Annotated in this window: 21 protein-coding genes, 1 tRNA gene and 1 other RNA gene; 14 read left to right on the top strand and 9 right to left on the bottom strand. The window is 53.6% G+C overall.

The genetic code is table 11. The annotated features are described in order from the left end of the window. The first annotated feature begins 17 nt into the window (after nt 1–17). A complete protein-coding gene (gene truB / locus ACZ5BW_RS09730) occupies nt 18–956 on the top strand; it encodes a tRNA pseudouridine(55) synthase TruB (RefSeq protein WP_464539365.1) in 939 nt (312 codons plus the stop codon). Here the strand turns inward: truB and ACZ5BW_RS09725 are convergent. Both ACZ5BW_RS09725 and ACZ5BW_RS09720 read right to left on the bottom strand, forming a co-directional pair. Next, entirely contained in the window at nt 948–1,790 is an 843-nt protein-coding gene (locus tag ACZ5BW_RS09725; RefSeq protein WP_464539363.1) for a response regulator, read from the bottom strand. The two genes, truB and ACZ5BW_RS09725, sit on opposite strands and share 9 nt — an antisense overlap. Nucleotides 1,791–2,031: 241 nt before the next feature. Beyond that, nucleotides 2,032–2,970, bottom strand: coding sequence for a response regulator (locus tag ACZ5BW_RS09720; protein WP_464539361.1), 939 nt, complete (start codon nt 2,968–2,970; stop codon nt 2,032–2,034). Nucleotides 2,971–3,334: 364 nt separating this feature from the next. Between ACZ5BW_RS09720 and ACZ5BW_RS09715 the strand changes: the two genes are divergently transcribed. The 7 genes from ACZ5BW_RS09715 to rluB all read left to right on the top strand — a co-directional run bounded on the left by ACZ5BW_RS09715 (nt 3,335) and on the right by rluB (nt 9,270). Next, nucleotides 3,335–3,411 (top strand) — tRNA-Met (locus ACZ5BW_RS09715). Nucleotides 3,412–4,217: 806 nt separating this feature from the next. Next, complete coding sequence (locus ACZ5BW_RS09710; RefSeq protein WP_464539359.1) at nt 4,218–4,616, top strand: hypothetical protein; 399 nt, start codon at nt 4,218–4,220, stop codon at nt 4,614–4,616. 480 nt (nt 4,617–5,096) lie between these two features. Then, an RNA gene (gene ffs / locus ACZ5BW_RS09705) (signal recognition particle sRNA small type) lies at nt 5,097–5,195 on the top strand. Nucleotides 5,196–5,330: 135 nt separating this feature from the next. Beyond that, the gene (dnaX, locus tag ACZ5BW_RS09700; protein WP_464539357.1) at nt 5,331–7,088 is read left to right on the top strand and encodes a DNA polymerase III subunit gamma/tau; all 1,758 of its coding nucleotides are present in this window, start codon (nt 5,331–5,333) and stop codon (nt 7,086–7,088) included. Between the two features lie 14 nt (nt 7,089–7,102). Continuing rightward, nucleotides 7,103–7,426, top strand: a complete 324-nt coding sequence (locus tag ACZ5BW_RS09695; protein WP_177219689.1) for a YbaB/EbfC family nucleoid-associated protein — start codon at nt 7,103–7,105, stop codon at nt 7,424–7,426. A gap of 62 nt (nt 7,427–7,488) precedes the next feature. Next, nucleotides 7,489–8,088, top strand: coding sequence for a recombination mediator RecR (recR, locus tag ACZ5BW_RS09690; protein WP_464539355.1), 600 nt, complete (start codon nt 7,489–7,491; stop codon nt 8,086–8,088). Between the two features lie 249 nt (nt 8,089–8,337). Next, on the top strand, nt 8,338–9,270 hold the full coding sequence (rluB, locus tag ACZ5BW_RS09685) for a 23S rRNA pseudouridine(2605) synthase RluB (RefSeq protein ID WP_464539353.1): 933 nt from the start codon (nt 8,338–8,340) through the stop codon (nt 9,268–9,270). On the opposite strand, the gene prmB is transcribed toward rluB, so the two are convergent. From prmB to dapC, 4 genes are all read right to left on the bottom strand, one after another. Further along, complete coding sequence (gene prmB / locus ACZ5BW_RS09680) at nt 9,267–10,166, bottom strand: 50S ribosomal protein L3 N(5)-glutamine methyltransferase (RefSeq protein WP_464539351.1); 900 nt, start codon at nt 10,164–10,166, stop codon at nt 9,267–9,269. The two genes, rluB and prmB, sit on opposite strands and share 4 nt — an antisense overlap. 462 nt (nt 10,167–10,628) lie before the next feature. Further along, a complete protein-coding gene (gene dapE / locus ACZ5BW_RS09675) occupies nt 10,629–11,762 on the bottom strand; it encodes a succinyl-diaminopimelate desuccinylase (RefSeq protein ID WP_464539349.1) in 1,134 nt (377 codons plus the stop codon). 59 nt (nt 11,763–11,821) lie between these two features. Beyond that, nucleotides 11,822–12,643, bottom strand: a complete 822-nt coding sequence (gene dapD / locus ACZ5BW_RS09670) for a 2,3,4,5-tetrahydropyridine-2,6-dicarboxylate N-succinyltransferase (RefSeq protein ID WP_464539347.1) — start codon at nt 12,641–12,643, stop codon at nt 11,822–11,824. 50 nt (nt 12,644–12,693) lie between these two features. After that, the gene (gene dapC, locus ACZ5BW_RS09665; RefSeq protein ID WP_464539345.1) at nt 12,694–13,887 is read right to left on the bottom strand and encodes a succinyldiaminopimelate transaminase; all 1,194 of its coding nucleotides are present in this window, start codon (nt 13,885–13,887) and stop codon (nt 12,694–12,696) included. 75 nt (nt 13,888–13,962) lie between these two features. Between dapC and ACZ5BW_RS09660 the strand changes: the two genes are divergently transcribed. The 6 genes from ACZ5BW_RS09660 (at nt 13,963) to ACZ5BW_RS09635 (ending at nt 19,259) form a co-directional block, all read left to right on the top strand. Then, on the top strand, nt 13,963–14,880 hold the full coding sequence (locus tag ACZ5BW_RS09660) for a DMT family transporter (protein ID WP_464539343.1): 918 nt from the start codon (nt 13,963–13,965) through the stop codon (nt 14,878–14,880). Beyond that, nucleotides 14,817–15,938, top strand: coding sequence for a D-2-hydroxyacid dehydrogenase (locus tag ACZ5BW_RS09655; protein WP_464539340.1), 1,122 nt, complete (start codon nt 14,817–14,819; stop codon nt 15,936–15,938). The genes ACZ5BW_RS09660 and ACZ5BW_RS09655 overlap by 64 nt, the downstream gene beginning before the upstream one ends. Before the next feature lie 221 nt (nt 15,939–16,159). Next, a complete protein-coding gene (locus tag ACZ5BW_RS09650; RefSeq protein WP_464543686.1) occupies nt 16,160–16,579 on the top strand; it encodes a rubrerythrin family protein in 420 nt (139 codons plus the stop codon). A gap of 159 nt (nt 16,580–16,738) precedes the next feature. After that, on the top strand, nt 16,739–18,070 hold the full coding sequence (locus ACZ5BW_RS09645) for a (Fe-S)-binding protein (RefSeq protein WP_464539338.1): 1,332 nt from the start codon (nt 16,739–16,741) through the stop codon (nt 18,068–18,070). A gap of 59 nt (nt 18,071–18,129) precedes the next feature. Next, nucleotides 18,130–18,729, top strand: coding sequence for a DUF3501 family protein (locus ACZ5BW_RS09640; RefSeq protein WP_464539336.1), 600 nt, complete (start codon nt 18,130–18,132; stop codon nt 18,727–18,729). After that, nucleotides 18,729–19,259 carry a CNP1-like family protein gene (locus ACZ5BW_RS09635; RefSeq protein WP_113067768.1) on the top strand — a complete coding sequence of 177 codons (531 nt, stop codon included), beginning with the start codon at nt 18,729–18,731 and terminating at the stop codon, nt 19,257–19,259. The genes ACZ5BW_RS09640 and ACZ5BW_RS09635 overlap by 1 nt, the downstream gene beginning before the upstream one ends. A 79-nt stretch (nt 19,260–19,338) precedes the next feature. Here the strand turns inward: ACZ5BW_RS09635 and ACZ5BW_RS09630 are convergent, their stop codons facing one another. From ACZ5BW_RS09630 to ACZ5BW_RS09620, 3 genes are all read right to left on the bottom strand, one after another. Next, nucleotides 19,339–19,671, bottom strand: coding sequence for a protein tyrosine phosphatase family protein (locus tag ACZ5BW_RS09630; RefSeq protein WP_464539334.1), 333 nt, complete (start codon nt 19,669–19,671; stop codon nt 19,339–19,341). Between the two features lie 38 nt (nt 19,672–19,709). Continuing rightward, complete coding sequence (proB, locus tag ACZ5BW_RS09625) at nt 19,710–20,828, bottom strand: glutamate 5-kinase (RefSeq protein ID WP_464539332.1); 1,119 nt, start codon at nt 20,826–20,828, stop codon at nt 19,710–19,712. A 245-nt stretch (nt 20,829–21,073) separates the two neighbouring features. Continuing rightward, entirely contained in the window at nt 21,074–24,268 is a 3,195-nt protein-coding gene (locus ACZ5BW_RS09620; RefSeq protein ID WP_464539330.1) for an efflux RND transporter permease subunit, read from the bottom strand. Nucleotides 24,269–24,274: the final 6 nt, after the last annotated feature.

Raw genomic sequence — 24,274 nt, 5'->3', positions numbered from 1 at the left:
GAGACCCCATAGCTCAAATGTCCGCAAGTACCAAGCGGCATATCAGCGGCGTGCTGCTGCTCGATAAAGCCTCCGGTTTCTCTTCCAACCAGGCCCTGCAGACCGCCAAACGCATTTTTTCCGCTCATAAGGCCGGCCATACCGGTACGCTTGACCCGATGGCGACAGGCTTGCTGCCCATCTGCTTCGGAGAAGCCACCAAATTTTCATCGGCGCTGCTCGGTGCGGACAAGACATATGAAGCCACGCTGAGACTTGGCTATATGAGTACGACCGGTGATGCAGAGGGGGAGATTTCAATTGCTGCCGGTGCGGAACCTCAATGCGTGGATCTGGCATGGGAGAAGATCGAGACAGTACGCAAAAGCTTTATCGGCGTAATTACGCAAGTGCCGCCCATGTACAGCGCAATCAAGCACCGCGGGAAACCCATGTATACCTTTGCCAGAGCAGGAGTGGAAATCGAACGGCAGCCACGTGAGATAACGATCCACGACTTGAGTATCGAGGCGTATCAAGGCAATGAAATACGCATGCGGGTGACATGCGGGAGCGGTACCTACGTTCGTACGCTGGCAGAGGACCTGGGACGTGCGCTGGGATGCGGTGGTGCTTATCTTACCGCATTGTGCCGAAGCGCACTGGGCGGTTTTGATTTGCCGCAGGCACATACACTGACTGCACTCGAAGCTATGCCGCCATCTCAACGGGATTCCTGCCTGCTGTCAGCCGATAGTCTCCTGAGGTCTTTTCCCGCGGTTATTGTGGATTCCGCCGCGGCTTTATCTCTGCTCCAGGGACGCGCAATCCCCAGTCACTCGGCAGGGGAAAGCCTCTCACCAGGAAGACAGGTGCGGTTGTATGACAAGGGGCAGCGATTCCTTGGACTGGGAGAAATTTCAACGGAAGGTTACGTCTCACCGAAAAGGCTCATAAGGGTTGAACAGTTATTGTGAAGCTTGGCTTGCATGCACGCTGTCGGTGACGTCCTTGCCAATACCCCGATAGCCAGTGAAGCGGCCGGAAGAATCGAACATGGGTTCACCGCTGACCATCAGATATTGTGTCGACCCATCCGGCTTGGTCCGTCTGTAGATAAAATCGATAAAAGGCCGTCTTGCCGCAATATTTGCCTTGAAAACTGAATACTCCGCTTCGTTCCAGCGCGTTCCATTATGTCCCTTGGATTCCCCCATCAAGTGGTCGACTTTAATCCCCAGCATATCCAGGACGGGACCATAAACTTTGGTGAAATTTCCCTTTTCATCCTGTTCCCAGTACCAGTCAGAAGCCAGTTCCGTGAGACGGCGAAATCTGGCTTCACTTTCACGCAGCTCCGCGGTTCGCTCCGCCACCGTTTGTTCCAGCCTTTTATTGTAATCCTCCAACTGCTTATACAGCAGGCGCACTTCCAGCATATTTTGAATACGGGTCTGAACTTCAATCAGGTCAAACGGCTTGCTGACAAAATCTTTTGCTCCTGCTTGCAGCGCCCGCAACTTATGACCCGGTTGCGCAGTGATTACGAGTACTGGAAGATAACTTTCCCGTTCAATTTTCTTTAGCGCTTCCAATACCTGAAAACCATCCATTCCAGGCATATACAGATCAAGAAGAATGAGATCGTAACGATTCTGCCGATAGAGGTCGCTGACCTCACGCGGTTCCATCGTTGAGGTAATGTTTTTATAACCCGCGTCGCCCAGCATCTGTTCAAGCAGCCGGACGTTGGCCTCCTGATCATCCACGATCAGGATTTTAGCGTTCAGAGTGTCAGGTTTGTTGATCATTATTTTTATCCTGTTTGTTCCCGTTAACCGGTTTCATCATTTTCCCCTGCTCGTAACCTGCCCGCCTTATAGATAGATGAACAGGCACGAAAAAACTGATTCTTCTTTTTTTGAGCCAGTCATTATTATATTTTCCCGGCGAGCAGAAACAGAACGTTGTTTTCCGATAAATGTCCTGATTTCAGCAAAATATGGGAGATTTGCGGCGACACAGCAATAATGGCGGAAACGGGGCTGAACGCTAGGCGTTTACTCGTTCTGAAATTCGATAAGTATTTTTGTTCGCCTGCTTTGCTTCCAGCAGGGCAGCATCCGCATTCTTGAAAAGGGTTTTCGCATCTTTGCCATTATCAGGAAAAATCCCGACACCAGCACTTGCGGTCAGGGTGATGGTATTTCCCTGAATGCTGTAAGGTTGTGACAGTGCTTTTATTACTTTTTCCGCTGTACGACTTATGCCATCGAGATTGCTTACGTGCGGCATCGAAATCACAAACTCATCGCCGCCGAGCCGAGCCACGGTATCTTCCTGGCGAACTGCGGCAATCAGGCGGGCCGCGACCAGTTTCAGAAGCAGATCGCCTATATCGTGACCCATTGTGTTGTTGATTTGCCTGAACCCATCCAGATCCAGATACAAGACTGCCATAACGCTATTGTTGCGCTTTGCATGGATGATAGCCTGGGATACTCTTTCCACCAGAAGCCGCCTGTTGGCCAGTCCCGTCAGCGGATCATGCAGCGCCATGAATTCCTGCGATTTTGCGTAACTGCGCGCTTGCTGATGCAGCAGCCGCACTTCGAGCAGATTATGCACGCGGGCGAGCACTTCGCTCATGTCAAAAGGCTTGCTGACAAAATCCTTGGCGCCGGACTGAAGCGCTCGCAGCTTGGAATCGGGGTTGGCGGTGACGACCAGTACAGGGAGATATCCATCTGCTTCGATTTCTTTCAGGGCTTCGAGTACCTGAAACCCATCCATGCCGGCCATTTTCAAATCGAGCAAAATCAGATCGTAGTGGTTTTTCCGGTGCAGTTCATACACCTTGAACGGATCGGTCGTCGAGGTGACAGACGTGTAGTTTGCGGCGGCTAGCATGCTTTCCAGCAACTGGACATTTGTTTCCTGATCATCAACAATCAAAATCCTTGCTGTATGAATATCAGCTTCGGTAATCATATTGCCTACACCTTCATAAGGACTTATCGCCTTTCTAAACCCCTTAACCTTCGGGCGGCCTGTCCCCTTTCTGCTTATCCGGACACAAAACGGCTGAAGGCAGCAAGTAGCGGAACTTAACGTGCAGGATCGCAAGGTCGAATATTGCCCCTATTTTACCTGTCTCTCTGTGCGCTAACTCTCATAAGAAAATGGGAATTAATGATAGTATGTAGAAGAAGGCGGTCGTTTTTTCCAGGAGATCGCTTTTCCCTTCACGAAAGGTCCGAAAGGCCTTCAGTTCAAGGCGAACATAAGTCCCATAATTATAATAAAAGAGATTTGACCTTTATAAATCCGGCTTGTTATAATCTCATTTCTCTGGCGCGGGGTGGAGCAGTCTGGCAGCTCGTCGGGCTCATAACCCGAAGGTCGTAGGTTCAAATCCTGCCCCCGCAACCAACAGGTTATTGATTTTGGGAAATTTCTCTGAAAAGCGGTAGATTAAATAGGTGCTAAATGATGTGTTTTGGCACCGGAATTACAGCTTTTTTGAGAAGATTTTTACCGCTTTCTCTCCAGTATCCAGCATCTGGCATAAGCCTGTCCTAAATCTGCCGGATCATCCTCCAGTCAGAATGTCCCATCTGCTGAGCTACCCACATGGGTGACTCCGGCAGAGATCATCATCTCAATTGCTCCGAGAAATCGCGTCTGATAAGACGACGGTACCTCGCTCCTGCTCTTTCCATGGCAGGTTTCCAATAGCTTTCACGCATTGCCTCATTGTCTCGTTTCTCTTCCAGCGCCTCAGCATGCCTGGATTCTGGAATACCTCGTTTCGGACCCACCATCTATGAACGGAAAATGGCAGCAATATCGCCTATTCCGGTGTCTAAAATTACTTGACCACTAAAAAGGCCCGACGAACGCCGGGCCAGGAAGTGAGTTTACTGCAATCGCTTCTCCGTTCAGGGAGGAAAGAAGCGAGCAGGCAGATTAACAATACAAGAAAGCTTTTACCGTTAAATACTTAACGTATGGAAATAAAAAACCCGCTTGGAGCGGGTTGGGGGAAAGAGAAACGGCTTGGGCTTACAATGGTTAATTAGGGTTGACTTTGGTGCGTTTTGTATAAACAATATGCCAATTTAATTGCCAACACAGAAGGAGTTGACGATTAAATCGGCATACGATCCTGGTACTGAAGAGTTGCGTATATACAGAAGGGTATCGCAACCTATTGATTAACTGGAAAGGAGAGGGCCATGAGTTATCGGGAGACAATCGAGAGCACGAAAGAGGAGCAGGATTCAAGAGAGCTTGGCGCAACAGAAGAGTGTATCACAATCGCCCCAGAGGATGTGCAGGCATTGACAGACAAGCATCATTTGCAACCTGTCTCAATACGACTTGAGAAATCTTTGATTGAGGATTTTAAGCTTATCGCCTCGATGTATGGAATTGGCTACCAGCCTCTGATGCGTCATATTTTGAAACGATTTGCAGATTCGGAGAAGAAACAGATATTGAGAGAGGCCGCTTCAAAGATGAAGTCAATGAGGAGGGAAGCATTAAGAGAGGCTGCTTCAAAGATGAAGTCGATGGGGAAAGAAGCGGCAAAAAATCTGCGTCAAATGGCTGCAAAACAAAGAAAAGTAGCTTGATCTAACCCGCTTCGGCGGGTTTTTTCTTATCAGCCCTTTCTGTTGCGAATTCCCAGAGCGGCGTAGAGGAGGGATCAGATCATGATCCGTGTCTCGCTATCATTGCTGCAGAATCTCAGAAAATAGAGACTTTGCTCCTTGGCGTAGCCTCGATACACCCATGCCATTCCGCAGTTACTGTTTATCCTATTTTGGAGCGGTAAGGGTGTCTCTATCAGAGACCTGACGATGGTGGCCAGAGAGATTGCGGCGCATGCAAAATTAAAATCCGAGCGGCGGCAATCCGGGTAGACCACCTTCGTAACTATTATTCCGATGCATGTTGTCCAGAGGCAGCCTTAATTGAGCTGATACTCGTCGTTTGGAAAGAACGGTAGTAGACGCGGGCTTCGAGTCCGGGCAAAATATCGAAATTACGGATACGCACAATTTCTCAATTTGAGAGGATTGTGCTTTTTTAATTTTTTCTTTTAGCTTTACGGCGGGCCTCCCCGCATTGCATGGTAGCGAACCTGGTCAGGTCCGGAAGGAAGCAGCCACAGCTATTTTTTGCAAGTGCCGGGGGTCGGGCTCGCCACCCTTTTTTGTGCAGTTGGGTGGATCGGACGATTACCATCTTCCCCAACTGCACGCTTCAATGATTCATACCGTCAGTTACGGCCTCAGCCTGAAAATCTGAAATAACCGTTTCGCCGATTCGATTCTCGACATAGCGTGTCCTCCCCGACTCAAGTCCTTGCCCGCAAATGGCGTCCCCGGCGTTTTTCCGAACTGACCGGACAGGATCATGTTGTTCGTGCACTTACCAATGCACTCGAACAGAAGCGTTTACATCATGCTTATCTGTTCACGGGCACACGCGGTATCGGCAAGACGACTATTGCGCGCATCCTGGCGAAAGCATTCAACTGCCAAGCCGGGGTTACCCCCGAACCTTGCGGAATCTGTTCTGCTTGTATCGAAATTGACGGTGGACGTTTTGTTGATCTGATCGAAGTGGATGCCGCCTCCAATACGCAGGTGGAAAAAATGCGCGAACTGCTGGAGAACGCGCTGTACGCTCCTACGGTTGCCCGCTACAAGGTGTACATCATCGATGAAGTGCATATGCTTTCCAAATCGGCTTTCAACGCCATGCTGAAAACGCTGGAAGAGCCGCCGGAACATGTCAAATTCATACTTGCGACCACTGATCCGCAGAAGATTCCAGTAACGGTTTTGTCTCGCTGCCTGCAATTCAACCTCAAGCAGATTCCGTTTCCGCTGATCGTCTCGCACCTCAGGCATGTTCTTGAGGAGGAGCATATAAACTGTGATGCAACTTCCCTGCAGTTATTGGCGCGCGCGGCGCAGGGCAGCATGCGCGATGCCTTGAGCATTCTGGATCAGGCCATCGCCTTTGGTGAAGGAAAGATCGAAGAAGCAGGTGTGCGCGATATGCTTGGCGCAGTCGATCAGGGGTACCTGTTTGATCTGCTGGAGGCGCTGGCGCAACGAGACGGCGCACGAATGCTTGCGATTGCCGATGCAATGGAAACCCGCAGTCTCTCGTTCGACGCCGCCTTGCAGGATCTGGCGACACTGCTGCACCGTCTGACCCTGGCGCAGATCGTGCCAGCGGCGATTGGTGACGATGAACCTGAGCGGGACAGGGTTTTCGAGTTGGCGAAAACATTCGCGCCAGAAGATATTCAATTGTTCTATCAGATTGCCATACACGGGCGCGAGGACCTGGGCCGGGCGCCGGATGAGTATGCAGGTTTCACCATGACTTTGCTGCGTATGCTGGCTTTCATTCCGGAGGATTTCCTGTCAGGAGGAGGGGAGGCAGGCAGGGACAGAGGAGCGCCAGGTTCTTCGCCTATAAAGTCAGGGAGCGGCAAATATCCTTCGACCCTTCGACAGGCTCAGGACTCAGGCCGAACGGAAACGAAAGGCTCAGGGCGAACAGGGATGGAAAAGGAAGGGCGCTCCAGGGAAGGGAGGACGGCCAGGAATGATTCCACTGGTGATTCAAGGCGGTCGACAGGGTTGGTGTCGGATTTGCCGGAGCGCGATCCGATGCCGGAAAAGCCGGGCTCCCCAGAGTCTTTCAGTCATAGCTGGATTACGATAGTCGGCCAACTGAAGGTGAGCGGATTGACCAGAATGTTGGCTCAATATTGCGAGGTGAAGAGTTTTTCCGAGGATGAAATAGAATTTTGCGTACCGGAACTCCATAAGCATTTACTGGACAAGACCTATCAGGACAGACTGCAAGCCGCCGTGAGGGAGTATCTTGGTAAGCCGGTGCGGCTGAAGTTTTCAGTGGGAATCGTTAACGGTATGAGTCCGGCTGAGCAGGAGAATCGTGAAAAGCAGGAGAAACAATCGCAGGCCATCGCGGCTATCGAGTCCGATCCGTTCGTGCGTGAACTCGTTGAAAATTTCGATGCAAAACTGATCGTTTCATCGATCAAACCTATTCAATAGTGGAGGTAAAAATGATGAAAGGTGGCTTGAGCAACCTGATGAAACAGGCTCAGCAGATGCAGGAGAACATGAAAGCCATGCAGGAGAAATTGGCTTCGATAGAAGTTGAGGGCCAATCCGGCGCAGGTATGGTGAAGGTCGTGATGACGTGTCGTTATGATGTCAGGCGCGTCAGCATTGACAGCAGTCTCATGGGAGACGATAAGGAGATGCTGGAAGATTTGATTGCGGCAGCGGTGAACGACGCGGTGCGGCGAGTGGAGTCAACCACACAGGAAAAAATGGCGGGATTCACCTCCGGTTTGGGCCTGCCTCCGGGAATGAAACTGCCGTTTTAACGTGAATTCCGGGTTGACGCGATTCCGCAACTCCTGATCCTGTTGAGTAATTTTAGGTTTGAGTGAACGCCCCGCGTAGTCTCGACGAACTGATCAATGCGTTACGCTGCTTGCCTGGTGTCGGTCCCCGGTCAGCACAGCGCATGGCGTATCATTTGTTGCAGCGCGACCAGGAGGGTGCTCGCCGTCTCGCCGATTCACTCGACTACGCCCTGCAACATGTCAGGCATTGCGAAAAATGCAATAACTTTACCGAAGAGGTGGTATGCGAGTTATGCAGTTCTCAACAGCGAGATTCTGCCTTGTTGTGCGTGGTGGAGATGCCTGCCGATTTGCTGATGATGGAGCAGGCGCATTGCTACAAAGGCATGTACTTCGTGTTGATGGGACGGCTCTCACCCCTGGATGGCATCGGTCCTCGGGAAGTCAATCTTGATCGCCTGTTGAAACGCACCCGGGATAATATGGTGAAAGAAGTCATTCTTGCTACCAATTTTACCGTGGAAGGTGAAGCTACCGCGCATTATATCGGGGAGATGCTGCAGAACGAGGGCTTGAAAATCACACGTATCGCGCGGGGATTGCCAGTGGGAGGGGAACTGGAGCATGTGGATAGCGGTACCCTGGCGCAGGCGGTTCTCGAGCGCAGGGAAGTCAAGTAGTGTTTATTCGGGAAAATATTTGCCCTATCTATCTTATGTTATTGCGCCTTTTTATCGATTCACTCTTCGACAAATCTGTCCTAAGCCTGTCGGAGGATATATCCTGAGCCTGTTCGACCTTCGACAGGCTCAGGACGAACCGAAAGACGAAGGGTTCAGTACAAACAGTACAGGTTTTTCTCGTGCCATCCGAGCGCTCGGTAGCGTGGAAAACTGGAAATTGGCAGAAAGCTTGAAATTGGGACTGCGATGAAAACCAGGTCATCGCAGTCACCCAATGCGGCCAGACAACGCCGCTCTGTGAAGATCACAAAGTCTCCTGCTTCGCCAACTCCGGCAGGCTCACCCAAATCACTCCAATCGCCTGTACGAAGCCGGCCGAAGGGATCGATAAAACCAGCCTCGGCAACGCACTCTGGCGCAGGTTCCACCTCCACTCAACCCGTTACACAGAAATTGCACAAGATTCTGGCGCAGGCAGGATTGGGTTCGAGGCGCGAAATGGAGGAATTGATCGCCAGCGGACAGGTGACGATCAACGGAAAGACCGCGCAGGTGGGGGACCGTATCGACGTTCGAGATGTCGTGAGGGTAGGGAAGCGCATCATTCACTTCAGATCCGCCCAGCGTTTGCCCCGCGTCATGCTCTATCATAAACCGGAAGGGGAAATCGTCAGCCGCGATGATCCTCAAGGCCGCCCGTCGGTTTTCGACAAACTGCCGCAGTTGAGGTCATCCAAATGGATCGCTATTGGGAGGTTGGATTACAACACCAGCGGGCTGCTGGTTTTCACCACGGATGGGGAATTGGCCAACCGACTGATGCATCCCCGCTTCGAAGTCGAGCGCGAGTACGCGGTGCGTATCATCGGACGGCTGACGGCGGAACAGGCAACGTTGCTGACCTCGGGGGTTGAGCTGGAGGACGGCGTGGCCAAGTTCGATTACCTGTCGGATGAAGGGGGTGAGGGCTCCAACCACTGGTATCGCGTGATATTGAAGGAAGGCAGGAATCGCGAAGTGCGCCGAATGTTTGAAGCGGCGGGAATGACGGTGAGCCGCCTGATGCGGGTTCGTTTTGGTCCTATCAACCTGCCCTCACGTTTGAAACGGGGAAAGTCCATGGAATTGAACGAGAAAGAGATAGGACGCCTGCTGGAACTGGTTGGTTACAAAGCTTAACGGCCGGGAAGCTGATTCCGCTTCAGCAGGAAAACAAATTCATCCCCCGAACTGGTTTCCAGCCAGGTAAAAGGTGTATCGGGAAAGGCACGCTCCAGGGTTTCCCTGTTATGACCGATTTCGACAATGAGCAATCCATCATCGGTCAAATGGTTTGCTGCGTCCCGTAATATTACCTTTGTCGCTTTCAGTCCATCCTCGCCGCTGGCAAGTGCACCTTGCGGCTCATGGCGATATTCCTCCGGCAACGCTGCCATTGCTTCCGCATTGACATAGGGTGGATTGCTGACAATAAGATCGTAGCGGCGGTCTGCCAATGCCGTGAATAGATCCGACTGAATAAGATCGATTCGGTCTTCCAGGCCATACTCCGCCACATTCTTTCCAGCAACCTCCAAGGCATCAGCTGAAATATCTGTCGCATCGATCGCTGCATTGGGAAACGTATGCGCAAGCAGTATTGCCAGACATCCGGAGCCGGTGCATAGATCCAATGCGGAATAAACTTCTTCCGGCTCTTCTATCCAGGGCGCAAGTTGTTCCCGCAGCAACTCCGCAATGAAGGAGCGCGGTACGATCACGCGTTCATCCACATAAAAACGGAAATCTCCCAGCCAGGCTTCTTTAGTCAGATAGGCGACGGGAATTTTTTCTGCTGCACGGCGCTCGATTATTTTCAGGACCAACTCCAGCTCGGCCGGGAGGAGGCGGGCGTCTAGAAACGGTTCCAGTTGGTCAAGTGGAAGATGCAGCGTGTGGAGAATGATATAAGCTGCTTCATCATACGCTGAGGCAGAGCCATGGCCAAAATGAAGTCCCGCATCGTTAAAGCGGCTTACCGCGAAACGCAGTACGTCGCGGATAGTCTGGAGCTGGTTTTTGGCTTCAATGAACATTCTCTTGTCCGTGAGAAAAAGTGATCTTTATATCGCCTATCCGTGCGCCATCGAACGGATTACTCCTGGTTTAATGTTTATCTTCTAATCGCTTGAAAATATTCGAAAGTGGGAATGTCAGCCGTACTATAGAGTTGAGTTAGCCTTAGCAACCGGAAGGAGGCAAGAAAATGAACACCGCGAATATGCCAGGATTTAACGCAGAGGCGTCCATGTACATGGCCAGCAATACTTATCGTGCTGCTCATGCAGCTTTTGCGGACGTTGCATCTGCCAGGGTCATTCCACAGCAATGTAGACTGCTTTGCCAGGTGGTGTGCCCGCCCCCGCAGCAGTGCTGCCCCACCGGCTGGAGATGCTGCGGTAGCTGTGAGAGCGGGCAGTGCGATGATGTGTGTATACGTCCGGGTCAGTCCTGCCCGTAGAAAAATAGAGTCAGAAGTCTCTGCTCCATTTTTCTTTTTATCTCAGCAACAAGCTTTCCATCGTAAGTTGGTAAATCTGTGGCAACTGTTCCAGATCCGCGACCTCGACGTATTCGTTGATCTTGTGAATGGTTGCATTCCGCGGTCCCAACTCCACTACTTGTGGGCAGATGTCGGCTATGAAGCGGCCGTCCGAGGTTCCTCCCGAGGTGGAAAGCTCAGGCTCGACCCCCGTCACAGCGCGAATGGCGGCACTTACCGCATCGACCAGACTGCCCCTTGGGGTGAGGTAAGGCTTGCCCGAATTTTCCCATTGCAAGTCGTATTCGAGGTTATGCCGGTCGAGAATTTCGTGCACCCGGGTTTTAAGCGATTCTACTGTGCTTGCTGTGGAGAAACGAAAATTGAACAGTATCGTTACTTCGCCAGGAATTACGTTGGCGGCACCCGTACCCCCATTGATATTCGAAACCTGCCAAGTAGTAGGGGGAAAATATTCGTTGCCTTCGTCCCACTTCGTATTGGCCAGTTCGGCAATGGCGGGAGCCGCCAAGTGTATCGGGTTTTTTGCCAGGTGAGGATAAGCAATATGGCCCTGTATACCCTTCACGGTTAACGTTCCGGACAGGGAGCCGCGCCGGCCGTTCTTGATCATGTCGCCGAGCTTGTCGACAGAGGTCGGCTCGCCGACGATGCAATAATCGATCAGTTCATTGCGCGCCTTGAGGGCTTCCACCACACGTACAGTACCGTCTACCGCAATACCTTCCTCATCCGATGTGATCAGGAGCGCAATCGAACCATCGTGATCGGGATGCTCCGCGACGAAAGCCTCGATCGCGGTGATGAATGCTGCTATCGATCCCTTCATGTCGGCGGCGCCGCGCCCATAAAGCCTGCCATTTCGAGTGACGGGATCGAATGGATCGCTTTCCCATTTTTCCAGGGGGCCGGTTGGTACGACATCGGTGTGGCCGGCAAAGCAAATCAGCGGTGCTTCCGTTCCGCGCCTGGCCCACAGATTATCGACCTCGCCGCAGCGTATCCTTTCAATGTTGAAGCCGATTTTTTCCAGGCGATCGATCAGGATTTCCTGGCACCCATTGTCGAAAGGCGTCGGAGAGCGGCGGGCGATCAGCATTTGCGCGAGCGCCAGTGTGTCATTGAGCATAGAGCAATTCCTGAAAAGAAGCTTGGTGTGGATGAAAGTCAGTTGTTAAATTCCGGCTGTTAAATTCCCCTCAACAGCTCATTGATACCGGTTTTCGCACGAGTTTTGGCATCCACCTGTTTCACAATGACTGCACAATAGAGGCTGTATTTGCCGTCGGCGGAAGGCAGGCTGCCGGAAACGACCACGGAGCCGGGTGGGATGCGGCCATAGCTGATTTCGCCTGTTTCGCGGTCATAAATCCTGGTGCTCTGGCCGATGTATACGCCCATGGAAATCACGGAATTTTCGCCGACAATCACGCCTTCCACGACTTCCGAGCGCGCGCCGATAAAGCAGTTGTCCTCGATGATGGTAGGATTGGCCTGCACGGGCTCGAGCACTCCGCCGATTCCGACGCCGCCGGATAGATGCACATTTTTCCCTATCTGCGCGCAGGAGCCCACCGTAGCCCAGGTGTCGACCATGGTGCCTTCATCTACGTATGCACCGATATTGACGTAAGAGGGCATCAGCACGACATTGCTGGCAATGAAAGCGCCTTTGCGTACGGTTGCGGGAGGCACGACGCGGAAGCCGCCATTACGAAAATCACGGGAGCTGTAATCTGCAAACTTGGAAGGTACCTTGTCGAAATAATTGGAAAATCCGCCCTTGATGAAGCTGTTGTCCTCGATGCGGAACGACAGCAGCACGGCTTTTTTTATCCATTGATGGGTTTTCCATTCACTGTCCGTTTTTTCCGCCACCCGCAGTTTGCCGCTGTCGAGCATCTCCAGTACCTGGGTAATGGATTCCTTGAGCTTCGCTTCGACGTTACGCGGTGTAATCTCGGCGCGGCGTTCAAACGCTTCTTCAATCGTGCTTTGGAGCTGATCCATGGTCTTCCTTCGATTTCTTGTTGATATATCGCTGCTCTACAGGCTGCCTGCTACAGGCTGGATACCAGCTTCTTTATCCGCTCGGTAGCGGCGGCGCATTCCATTACGGATGCCACCAGGGCAATCCGGACAAAATTTTCGCCGGGGTTGATCCCATGCGCATGCCGTGCAAGATAGCTGCCGGGCAAAACCGTGACATTATAATCGCGATAGAGCTGCCGGGCGAACTCGACGTCATTCATCGGTATTTTCAGCCACAGGTAGAAAGCCGCGTCAGGCAGCGAAACCGGTAGCGTGCCCTGAAGTAATTTGATGACTGCTTTGAATTTCTCGCGATAGAGGCGGCGGTTTTCGATAACATGAACCTCGTCGCTCCACGCCTCCTCGCTGGCTGCCTGCACTGCCGGATTCATCGCGCTGCCGTGGTAGGTGCGGTAGAGCAGGAATTTTTTCAGGATCGCCGCATCTCCGGCAACGAATCCGGAACGCATGCCGGGAACGTTCGATCTTTTGGAAAGGCTGCTGAATACGACCAGCCGGGGAAAGCATTCCCGGCCCAGACGGTGGGCTGCCTGGAGTGCGCCCAGCGGAGGAGAGGCTTCATCAAAATAGATTTCAGAATAACACTCATCCGACGCAATGACAAAGCCATAACGGTCCGAAAGCTCGAACAGATGGCGCCATTCGTCCATCGACATTACCCGCCCGGTGGGGTTGCCGGGCGAACAGACATACACAAGTTGGGTGCGCGCCCATATCTCATCGGGTAACTGGGCATAATCGAGCGAAAAATCATTCTCGGGCAGGGTATTGAGGAAGCAGGGCGTTGCGCCCGCAAGCAAGGCAGCGCCTTCGTATATCTGATAAAACGGGTTCGGACAAATTACAATCGCATCGGACCTGGAAGAATCGATCACTGCCTGCGCAAAAGAAAACAATGCTTCGCGGCTGCCGTTGACCGGCAGGATTTCGGTATCGGGATCGATTGCCGGCAGACCATAGCGCTGCATCAGCCATTTGCCGACGCTGGCGCGCAGGGATCGCGTCCCGAGAGTTGCCGGATAGTGCGCCATCTTCGCCAGATTTTCCATCAAGGCCTGGCGAATGAAATCCGGAGTCGAATGCTTGGGCTCCCCGATGTGGAGGCTGATAGGTGTAAAAGCCGATGCAGGCTCGATTCCTGCGAATAGCTTGGTGAGCTTCTCGAAAGGATATGGTTGCAGGCGGTTCAGATTGGGATTCAATTTAAGGCGGTGGGAAGAAAGCTCTATTCCCCAGGTTGAGTTATTGATCGAAGCAGGATTATAAGAGGCACTCTCTTGCTCACAAAGCAAAATAAACAATATAGCCAAGGTGAACGAAGCGGCGGGCAAAGCGCTTTCCCGATCGCTGCCCTGCTTGTGGGCGCCACGATCTGGGGTTTGCTGTGGTACCCCTACCGATTATTGGAACAGGCCGGGGTAAGCGGGCCAACTGCAACCGTTATTACCTACCTTGTGGCCCTGCTGCTCGGCCTGGCCGTATTTCGTCATAAATTGCGCACCGTACGCGTACTTGACAGGGAAACCTGGCTGCTCGTCGGAATAGGATTATCCGCAGGCTGGGCCAATCTCGCTTACGTTCTCGGTGTACTCCATGGCGAAATCATGCGGGTCATGCTGTTATTTTACCTCTCGCCGCTATGGACCATCGTATTCGCGCGTTTCCTGCTGGGCGAGGTGTTAAGCGTGCACGGCTACCTGGTTATCGTTTTTTCTTTGGGAGGTGCGATAATCATGTTATGGCAGCCGGAAGGCAGCCTGCTGCCTTCCTCCTATGCCGACTGGATGGGAATATCTGCTGGTTTCATGTTCGCCCTGGCGAACGTGCTGAGCAGAAAAGACCAGTATCATGATGTTCAATTAAAATCGGTTGCGGTATGGGTGGGAGTTGCCCTGGTGGCATCCGGTTACAGTCTGTTCCTGCCTGGTCTGCCTGTATCGGTCGATGTTTCCACCTATACGCTTTTGCTCCTGCTGCTGGTGGGGTTGACGGTATTTGCCCTGAGCCTGGTCGTGCAATACGGGCTTACCCATACCCCTGCCAACCAGGCTATCGTGATTATGCTGTTCGAGTTGGTGGTGGCAGCGGTTGCGGCTTACTTCCTGACTGACGAAGCCATGACGCTGAGGGAATGGGCAGGCGGAGCAATGATCGTTTCGGCCAGTCTTTTTTCAGCGAGAATGAACCGGGAGTAATGCCGGCCACGCCGGTTCTGCCGATTCTGCCGATTCTGCCGATTCTGCCGGTACTGGCGCCGGAATTCCGGTTTCTTATACAAATTTCACACAAGAGGGAAATGAACATGAATCATCACGTCGTTTTTCTGGAAAGGGATTCTCTGAAGGTGGAGGTGCGCCGGCCGAACTTCGAGCATACGTACGAGGAATACGCCAAAACGACACCTGACCAGGTGGTGTCGCATTTACAGCACGCAACCATAGCAATCGTCAACAAGGTGGGGTTGAGCGAGGAAACCTTGGCGCAATTGCCAAAGCTGAAAATGGTCGCCATTGCAGCCACCGGATATGACGCTGTGGATATCGGCGCTTGCCGCAGACACGGTATTGCCGTGGCGAATATCCGCAATTATGCAATTCATACCGTACCTGAGCATGTATTCGCCCTGGTGCTCGCGCTACGGAGAAATCTTTTTGCTTACCGGCAGGAGATCGAGCAGGGAAGGTGGCAGAAATCGGAGCAGTTCTGCCTGTTTACTCATGAGATCAGTGAGTTGTTTGGCGCCACCATCGGTATTGTCGGGGAGGGCACGATTGGGCGTGGCACTGCCGCCATTGCACAGGGATTCGGCATGCGGGTGCTTTTTGCCTATCATGAATCGCGGAAGAAGAAGGACATGGTTCTCACCCCATTCGATCAGGTACTTGCGGAATCCGACATCCTCTCGCTGCATTGCCCGCTGACGCCCGCTACCCGAAACCTGATTGGCATGAACGAATTGCGCAAGATGAAGCGCAACGCATTGCTCATCAACACGGCGCGAGGAGGATTGGTGGATGAGGCGGCGCTGGTACAGGCTCTGGACGATGGCACTATCGCCGGCGCCGGGTTCGATGTGCTGACGACAGAACCTCCCAGAAACGGCAATCCTCTGCTTGGCTTGCGCCGTCCCAACTTTATCCTGACCCCTCACATCGCCTGGGCCTCTACCGAGGCCATGCGTTTTCTTGTCGATCAGCTGGTCGACAATATCGAAGCCTGGGTGGCAGGCAAGCCGCAAAACCTGCTTACTTGAATTTCCAGTCCGCTGAATTTCCAGTCCGGTTCGCATCGGCAGAAAGGCGGAATATAAAGAACGCATATAGGCGGTTGACAACTCAAGTAGCCTTCGATAGTCTCATAAAGTTAGCGAGCTGATGCATATGGTCCCGGTTGCTCCCAGTTCATTCGGATCGCATATCCCGGCGCATTGGCGGAAAGCTCTATTTATTGGTAATTTGATACAGGAGGGGAATGATGGAACTCAAAGGAACGAAAACAGAAGGCAATTTGAAAGCGGCTTTTGCCGGGGAATCGCAGGCGAACCGGCGTTATCTCTACTTCGCAAACAAAGCGGATGTGGAAGGGCAAAACGATGTTGCAGTTGTTTTCCGCTCCACTGCTGAAGGCGAAACCGGACATGCGCACGGCCACCTGGAATACCTGGAGGCGAGTGGAGATCCCGCCACCGGCTTGCCATTCGGTCCGACCCGCGCCAACCTTGAAACAGCCATTGCGGGAGAGACGCATGAATATACGGATATGTATCCTGGAATGGCTAAAACTGCGCGTGATGAAGGTTTCGATGAAATCGCCGAATGGTTTGAGACACTGGGCAAGGCCGAGCGCTCTCACGCCAACCGCTTCCAAAAGGCTCTGGACAGTCTCGGCGACTAACGATTCGACAAGTGGCCCGATAAGCGACCTGATAGGCGGCTATAGACAACAAGCGGAAGGGATCGGCTCCTGCCTCCCGTTCCTTCCGCTTGTATTGTTATTGTTCCGGAATTTTCAACTGAATTCCCATCTGTTTTATTTCCCCATTCATTTTCCCGCATGACCACTCGCGAAGGCAGCCTGGAGGCGCCAAAGCGCCTTCCCATCGATTGGGAAACCCCGGAATATTATGACGAACCCAAGCTGTTGGCGGAGATGGAGCGTGTCTTCGATATATGTCACGGCTGCCGCCGCTGCGTGAATCTGTGCACTGCGTTTCCGCGCTTGTTCGATCTCATAGATGAGGGGCCGACCGGCGAACTGGACGCGGTGGAGAAATCGAGATATTGGGAGGTAGTGGATCGCTGTTATCTCTGCGATATGTGCTCCATGACGAAATGTCCGTATGTGCCTCCTCATCCATGGAATGTCGATTTTCCGCACCTGATGCTGCGCGCCAAGGCAGTCAAGCACGAAAAAGGCAGTGCACGTTTCCGTGACAAGCTGTTGTCCAGCACCGACGCGGTGGGCAAGCTTGCCAGCATTCCCGTCGTGGTCCAGGCAGTCAATGCGATCAACAAGGCGCCCGCCGCCCGCAAGCTGATGGACAGCATGCTTGGTATTCATGCAGAGCGCAGATTGCCGGAGTACGACAGTCACAGGTTTCGCAAGACCGCCCAGCCGAACGCGGACCACGAAGTGCGCAACGGCGAGCGGACGCTTGGGAAAGTGGCGATTTATTCCACCTGTTATATCAACTATAACGAGCCTGGAATAGGGCACGATTTATTGAAAATACTGGACCATAACGAGATTCCAGCGCGGCTGGTGGAGAAAGAAGCCTGTTGTGGAATGCCGAAGCTGGAACTGGGCGACTTGCACGCGGTGAAAGAACTCAAGGACAAAAATATTCCCCCGCTGGCGAAACTGGCCAGGGAAGGTTATGCAATACTCACCGCGGTGCCGTCCTGCACGCTCATGTACAAACAGGAATTGCCGCTCATGTTCCCGGACGACGAGGATGTGAAGGCGGTAGCCAAAGCCATGCTCGATCCCTTCGAATATCTGGCGATGCGAAACCGTGACGGCCTGTTGAAAACAGATTTCAAGAAATCTCTAGGCAAGGTTTCGTATCATATCCCCTGCCACTTGCGCGTGCAGAATATCGGGCAGAAGACGAAAGATCTGTTGCAGATGGTGCCGGACACGAAGGTGACCGTGGTGGAGCGCTGCTCCGGGCACGACGGCACCTGGGGCGTAAAAAGCGAATACTTTGCCGATTCCATGAAAATCGGCAGGCCCGTGTTCAGGCAGATGGCTCAGCATGATCCTGACTATATCAGTTCCGATTGCGCGATCGCTGGTCGCCATATCGAGCAGGGCATGGGCGAGACAAGCGCGCAGAAGGCGCATCCCCTGACCCTCATTCGCATCGCATACGGGCTGGCCTGAACGACTGCCGATATTCAGCTGGCATTGCCTCTATTCATTATCATGATCAAAGAATAATTATGCCTCCAATCACACGCAGCAGCCTGATGACCCTGGAAGATTACACAAAGTCACGGCAGGAATTCCGTGCGCGCGTAATGGCACACAAGCGTAACCGCAAGGTACATCTCGGCACGAACGTGACGCTCATTTTCGAGGATGAGTTGACCATGCGGTATCAGATCCAGGAGATGCTGCGGGTAGAAAAGATTTTTGAGGAAGCAGGCATCCAGGATGAACTGGAAGCCTACAATCCGCTGGTGCCGGATGGGACTAACTGGAAGGCAACGATGATGATCGAGTACCCCGATCCTGTTGAGCGCATAGCCAGATTGGCCGAATTGATAGGCATAGAGGACAAGGTGTGGGTAAAAGTGAACGGCTTCGATCCGGTCTATGCCATTGCGGATGAAGACCTGGACCGGGAGAATGAAAAAAAGACCGCTTCCGTCCATTTTCTGAGATTCGAGTTGGGGCTGGAAATGATAAAGGCATTGCGTGAAGGTGCCTCTTTGAGCATGGGCATCGATCATTCTGCCTATAAAGTGCCGGGACGGGAAGTGGATGCGGCAGCGCGGAATGCCTTGATGGATGATCTGACCACAGATCTCGCGGGGTGATGAGAACTTACCTGCTCATATTCTGGTTGCTGCTTTCGAATGCATCGATTTCAGCTTTTGCCCAGCAACAAAAATTCGAATATGAGTTCGATCATGAACGGCCGTGGGTTGAGCTGCAGGCGGAATTGCCTCCTTATCCCGAACAGGAAAATCTGCTGCAATTCGATGCCGGCCCCGCAAGTTCGAATACGCATTACGTCGATGGTGCCTCTATTACAGTGGGAGAAGATGGTGTCGTGCGTTACACCCTCGTCATCAAGTCCCCCACGGGTGCGATGAATGTGAGCTACGAGGGAATACGCTGCCAGACTGAAGAGAAAAGAACCTATGCCTATGGGCGCAACGATAAAACCTGGGCACGGGCAGGGTTGTCGAAATGGGTCGATCTTGAAGGTATCGTCCAGAACTATCCTCAGCGCGCGCTTTACCGGTATTTTTTCTGTCCTCTCGGACTTCAGACAGTGAAGGATGCGGATGAGGCGATCCAGGCGTTGAAAGCCGGCATTCATCCGCGAGCGGTAAGGTATTAAGGTATGGGGGCTTTCGGTGGGTGAAGCGGGTATGGTAAAGGAGTGCGGTGAAAAGGTATGAAAAGGTATTTAAGGATATTTATCGCGAGCGCTCGTAAAGCGCTTTGGAGCGAAGCCCGAGACGGCAGTAGCCAAGGGTTGGTCCGGGCAGTTCCTCGATGAGGGCCTTGAACTGCGCAATGTGGCTGTCATTGATTTGTCCTGGCACAACCGGCAGGTAGGCAAATTCAAGCCCCAGTTTGCTGGCTTCGGATGCGAGAAAATCGTGGTTTGGATGATGGCCTCCGTCCTCGTTATCCGGGCGGTTACAAATCACACTTTTAAAACCCGCGGCCTTGATGTCGATCAGGTCTTCGGCATCGATCTGCGGGCTGGTTGAAAAATTCTCGTCAATTCTGGTCGTGGGTTTCATCAGGTTTTCTCCAGCGATAATGGGTACCGTATAGGGTGTTAAAGCAGAACCAGGTTATCCCTATGGATGAGCTCTGGTTCGCCGATATAGCCGAGAAGACTTTCGATTTCGTCGCTTGCCCGGCGGAGAATACGCCGGGTTTCCGCAGCATTGTAATTGACCAGCCCGCGAGCGATTTCCCTTCCTTGCGGATCGAGGCAGCCTACGACCTCACCCCGTTCGAAGTTGCCGCGCACATCGATCACGCCGACCGGCAGAAGGCTTTTGCCGCCAACGGCGAGTGCTTCCACCGCTCCTTCATCCAGTGTGACATTTCCCCGGATTTGAAGATGGTCCGCCAGCCACTGCTTGCGAGCGGCGAGCATCATGGTTTCCGCCAGCAACTCGGTGCCGATCGCTTCCCCTCGGGCGAGACGAATCAGGACATCCACTTCGCGTCCCGACGCGATCACCGTGTGCGCGCCGCTTCTCGCTGCGCGTCTGGCTGCCAGCACTTTGGTCAACATGCCGCCCCGTCCTATTTCGCTGCCTGCGCCACCTGCCATCCGTTCGATGTCCGGATCTCCGGCCTTTGCCTGCTCCACCAGTTTCGCCTGGGCATCCTTTCGCGGATCGGCCGTGAATAACCCTTGCTGATCAGTCAGAATTACCAGCACATCTGCTTCGATCAGGTTGGTTACCAGTGCGGCTAGCGTATCGTTATCGCCGAAGCGGATTTCATCGGTCGCTACCGTATCATTTTCATTGATGATTGGAATGACGTTCAGATTCAACAGTGTGGCCAGCGTGGAGCGCGCGTTCAGATAGCGCTTGCGGTCGGACAAGTCTTCGTGGGTGAGCAAAACCTGCGCGGAGTGCAATTCGTGCTTGCGGAAGCAGGTTTCATAGGCCTGCACCAAGCCCATCTGCCCCACCGCTGCCGCCGCCTGCAACTCGTGGACCGCGTGTGGGCGCTTTTTCCATTTCAGGCGCTGCATCCCCTCCGCTATGGCTCCGGAAGAAACGAGCACCACTTCCTTGCCGATCTTCTTGAGTTTAACGATTTGCCCGGCCCAGTGTGCGAGCGCCGCATGATCAAGGCCCTGTCCCTGGTTCGTTACCAGACTGCTGCCGACCTTGACGACGATTCGCCGCGACTGCTTCAAAACGGATTCCATATTTGACGCTTTACAATTGAATATGCAGTTGCCCGTATTCCGGTTTTCAATACCGGGTACCTATTCCAGATACAAAAAAATCAAATCAAGGGCATTTTGAAGAGGCAGTTAAAGGTTAGAAGGGCCAGAAGGCCCAGAAGGCCAGAAACAAATCTCAAATCTGTGCGGCTATCATGGAGGATTGAAGCACGGTTTTTATTATAAACCGTTGCCGCCATCCTTATAAACAGCGAAGTTTCGAACCCTCAGCGAGCCATTTCCGCCAGAACCGGCTGCCTGCAGGAAGGCTCGGTGACAGCATAGCACACGGGTGTCAGTATGAGGCTCGCGGCCATGCCCACCAGCAGGCCTACGGTCAGGGAGAGCGTCATGGGGACCAGGAACTGTGCCTGTTCGCTCCTTTCGAGCAGGATGGGAAGAAACCCGACAAAGTTGGTGAGAAATGCGAGCAGAATTGGCCTGAAGCGGGCGCTGCATGCCTCGAGGATAAGCGCCGATACGGGTCGGCCGCTGTCTCCCCGTTTTTGTACGTAATCCAGCAGTACCAGACTATCGTTTATTACCACCCCGCTCGCCGCAATCATGCCCACCAGCGACTCCATGGATAGTGGAAGACCGATCAGCCAGTGCGCCCACACCGCACCGCTCCAGGCCACCGGAGCCGCCAGAAGAAAGATCAGCGGCTTGGTATACGAACGAAAGGGGATGGCAATCAGGGCATAGATAACGGCCAAGGCAGCTCCGGTAAAAAGCACCAGCTTCTGGATCGTCTGTTCCTGTTCCTGGCGCTCTTCGCCAATATCGATATCCAACCCTGGAAACTGACGTTTTATTTCAGGTATTTCATGCGCTGCAAAACCGGCGTAAATCTGGTTCACATCAGCAAGTTTGGGATCGGTCTGGGCTTGTACCTTGAGGATGCGCTGCCGGTCCTGGCGAAGCAGTTTTGCCTGACCGGGCATCAGTTCGATTTCCGCAAGGACTCCGAGGGGGGCCTGGGCTCCGCTGGGCAAACGAACTGGAAGATTCTGCAGATCGTCGAGTGACTGCCTCTCGCTACGCGGCAGGCGCACCATGACCTTGACCTCATTGCGCCCTCTCTGGAGCCGATGCACTTCGTCGCCATAGTAGGCGTGGCGCATTTGCTCGGCAATATCTTCCAGCCGGATGCCCAGCCGTTCCGCCTCGGGTTTGAGACGCAGGCGGACTTCGGGTTTGCCGGCCTCGGCGGAATCCACCACATCGTATACCCCGATGTAATCCGCCAGTTTCTGTTTGAATACCGCCACGGCTGCCGTCAGGGTTTCCGGATCGGGGTGACCGAGATCGAATTCGATATCGTAGGGGAGATCCCCCTCCTTATACAGGAAATCGATCTTGGCCCGGCCGATGTCACCAATACGCTTGCGCCATTCCCGGATGAAATCCTCTACCACGATGTGCTGGCGGCCGGTGGGAGAGAGTTCGGTCCAGAAACCCGCGCTGTGCTCCGCGATGATCGTTTCCATGCCGACGATGACGCTCCCACCGATATTCGGGTCACTGTCTGCCGCCTCTCTATCCAGCTCCTCCCGCAATTGCAGCAGCGCCTGTTCTACTTTTTCCGCTATTCTCCGCGTTTCGCTATAGGGTGCGTCTTCGGGCAATTTCAGGTAGACCCAGAAGCTCTCTTTTGTCACGTCTGCCTGCAAGGCCATCCGCACATGGCCTCCGGCCACCAGTGCCACCGCCAGCATCAGCAGGACAGCGAAAATGGCGATCGTGAGATAACGCCAGGCAAGCGCTTTCTGTAGCAATGGTTCGTAAACGCGGCGGACGAACTGCTGCAATCCATGATTGAGCGCGGCGCGCAGCCGCAGCAACGGGGGATAGGCCCATGTGCTCCTGGAGGGTGTCGCCAGATGAGAGGGTAGGATCAGCAGCGCTTCAACCAGCGAAAATACCAGCGTGAGAACCATTACCAGGCAGATGGGTTTCATCATCTGGCCCGCCCACCCCGGCAGGAATAAGCCGGGCAGAAACGCGACAAGCGCGATCATGACGGCGAGAGTAACCGGCAGCGCGACTTCGCGTGCGCCGAGGATCGCTGCCTGCAGGTTTCTTTGCACCCAGCGGGATTCCGCAGCCGATGAGCCGTTCCCTTCTCCCGCCGCAGCAGCGGCTCCTGCTTTCGCCTCTTCCTGGCGGGCATAGATGGCTTCTCCTATGATAATTGCATCATCCACGAGAATTCCCATCGCCAGCAGAAAACCGAACAGCGACAGCATGTTGAGGGAAATATCCAGAGCTGGCATCAGCCAGAACGCGCCGAATATCGACGTTAGGATTCCCGCTCCGGCCCACACGGCCACTTTGAACTGAAGGAACAGCGTCAGGATGAGGCAGACCAGTGCGAATCCCGTGAGCCCATCCTCGAGCAGGGTTCCAATACGCTCTTCGTAAGCCTGCGAATCGTCCCACCAGGTGGTCAGACCCACTCCCTGGGGAAGCTCCGCCTTTTTTTCCGCTACATAAGCCTTGACACGGCGCGCCACTGCCACTGAATCTTTTTCGGCGTGAATTTCCCAGCCTTGAGCGGTTTCCCCATTATGGTGCCACTCCGACAACCGCTCTTCCAGGCCATCCTTGACGACCGCTACATCGCGAAGCAGCACGCGGCTTCCGTCCGGCCGGGTGCTTACCACCAGATTTCCAACCGCTACGTCATCCTGAGCTTTACCCTTGACCCTGAGCAGCAGCTCGCCTGCCGGGTTCTTCATTACTCCTCCGGGCAGATCCACCGAAGCGCGTCGAATGGTTTCCGTCACCTCGTTGAGCGACACGCCATACTGGCGCAGTTTCTCCGTGGATACCTCGATTGCAATTTCGTACGGCAGCTCGTAATAGTTGTGCGCCCGCGTTACCCCAGGTATGCGGGAGAGCTCGGCATGAATGCCGTCGCCCAGGCGCTTGAGGGTAAGCGGATCGGTAGGGCCGTATAACGCCACCCAGATAACGCCATCGTCTCCGATGCGGTTTGCCGGCTGCACGTCAATTTTCTCCAGGCCTTTCGGCAGCCGCTGAATCGCTTGCACCCTTCCACGCGCCACATTCATCACCTGATCCCTGTCGTAGGTGGGCAAGGCAGTCAGCTTGATCGTGCATTCCCCCTCGACAATTTCCGAGTTCAACCTTTTAATGCCGGGCAAGTTGTAGACCGCCTCTTCGATGCGGACGCAAACGGACTCTTCGATCTCCAGGGGACCCGCACCGGGATAGGCTGCCTTGATCTCGATCTGATGTGGCATGAAGCGGGGAAACACTTCCTTGTCCATCAGCAGCAGGCTGCCCGTACCCCCAAGCAGAATGAGCAACATGAGGAGGTTGGCAGCGATCGGATTCGCCGCGAACCACCCAATCCACCCGGAGGAGGGAAGGGAAGGAGGAGAGATGCCCTTCATTCAAAA

The organism is Nitrosospira sp. TNL300, assembly GCF_055385915.1.
This window is presented reverse-complemented; position numbering and strand designations above follow the sequence as displayed.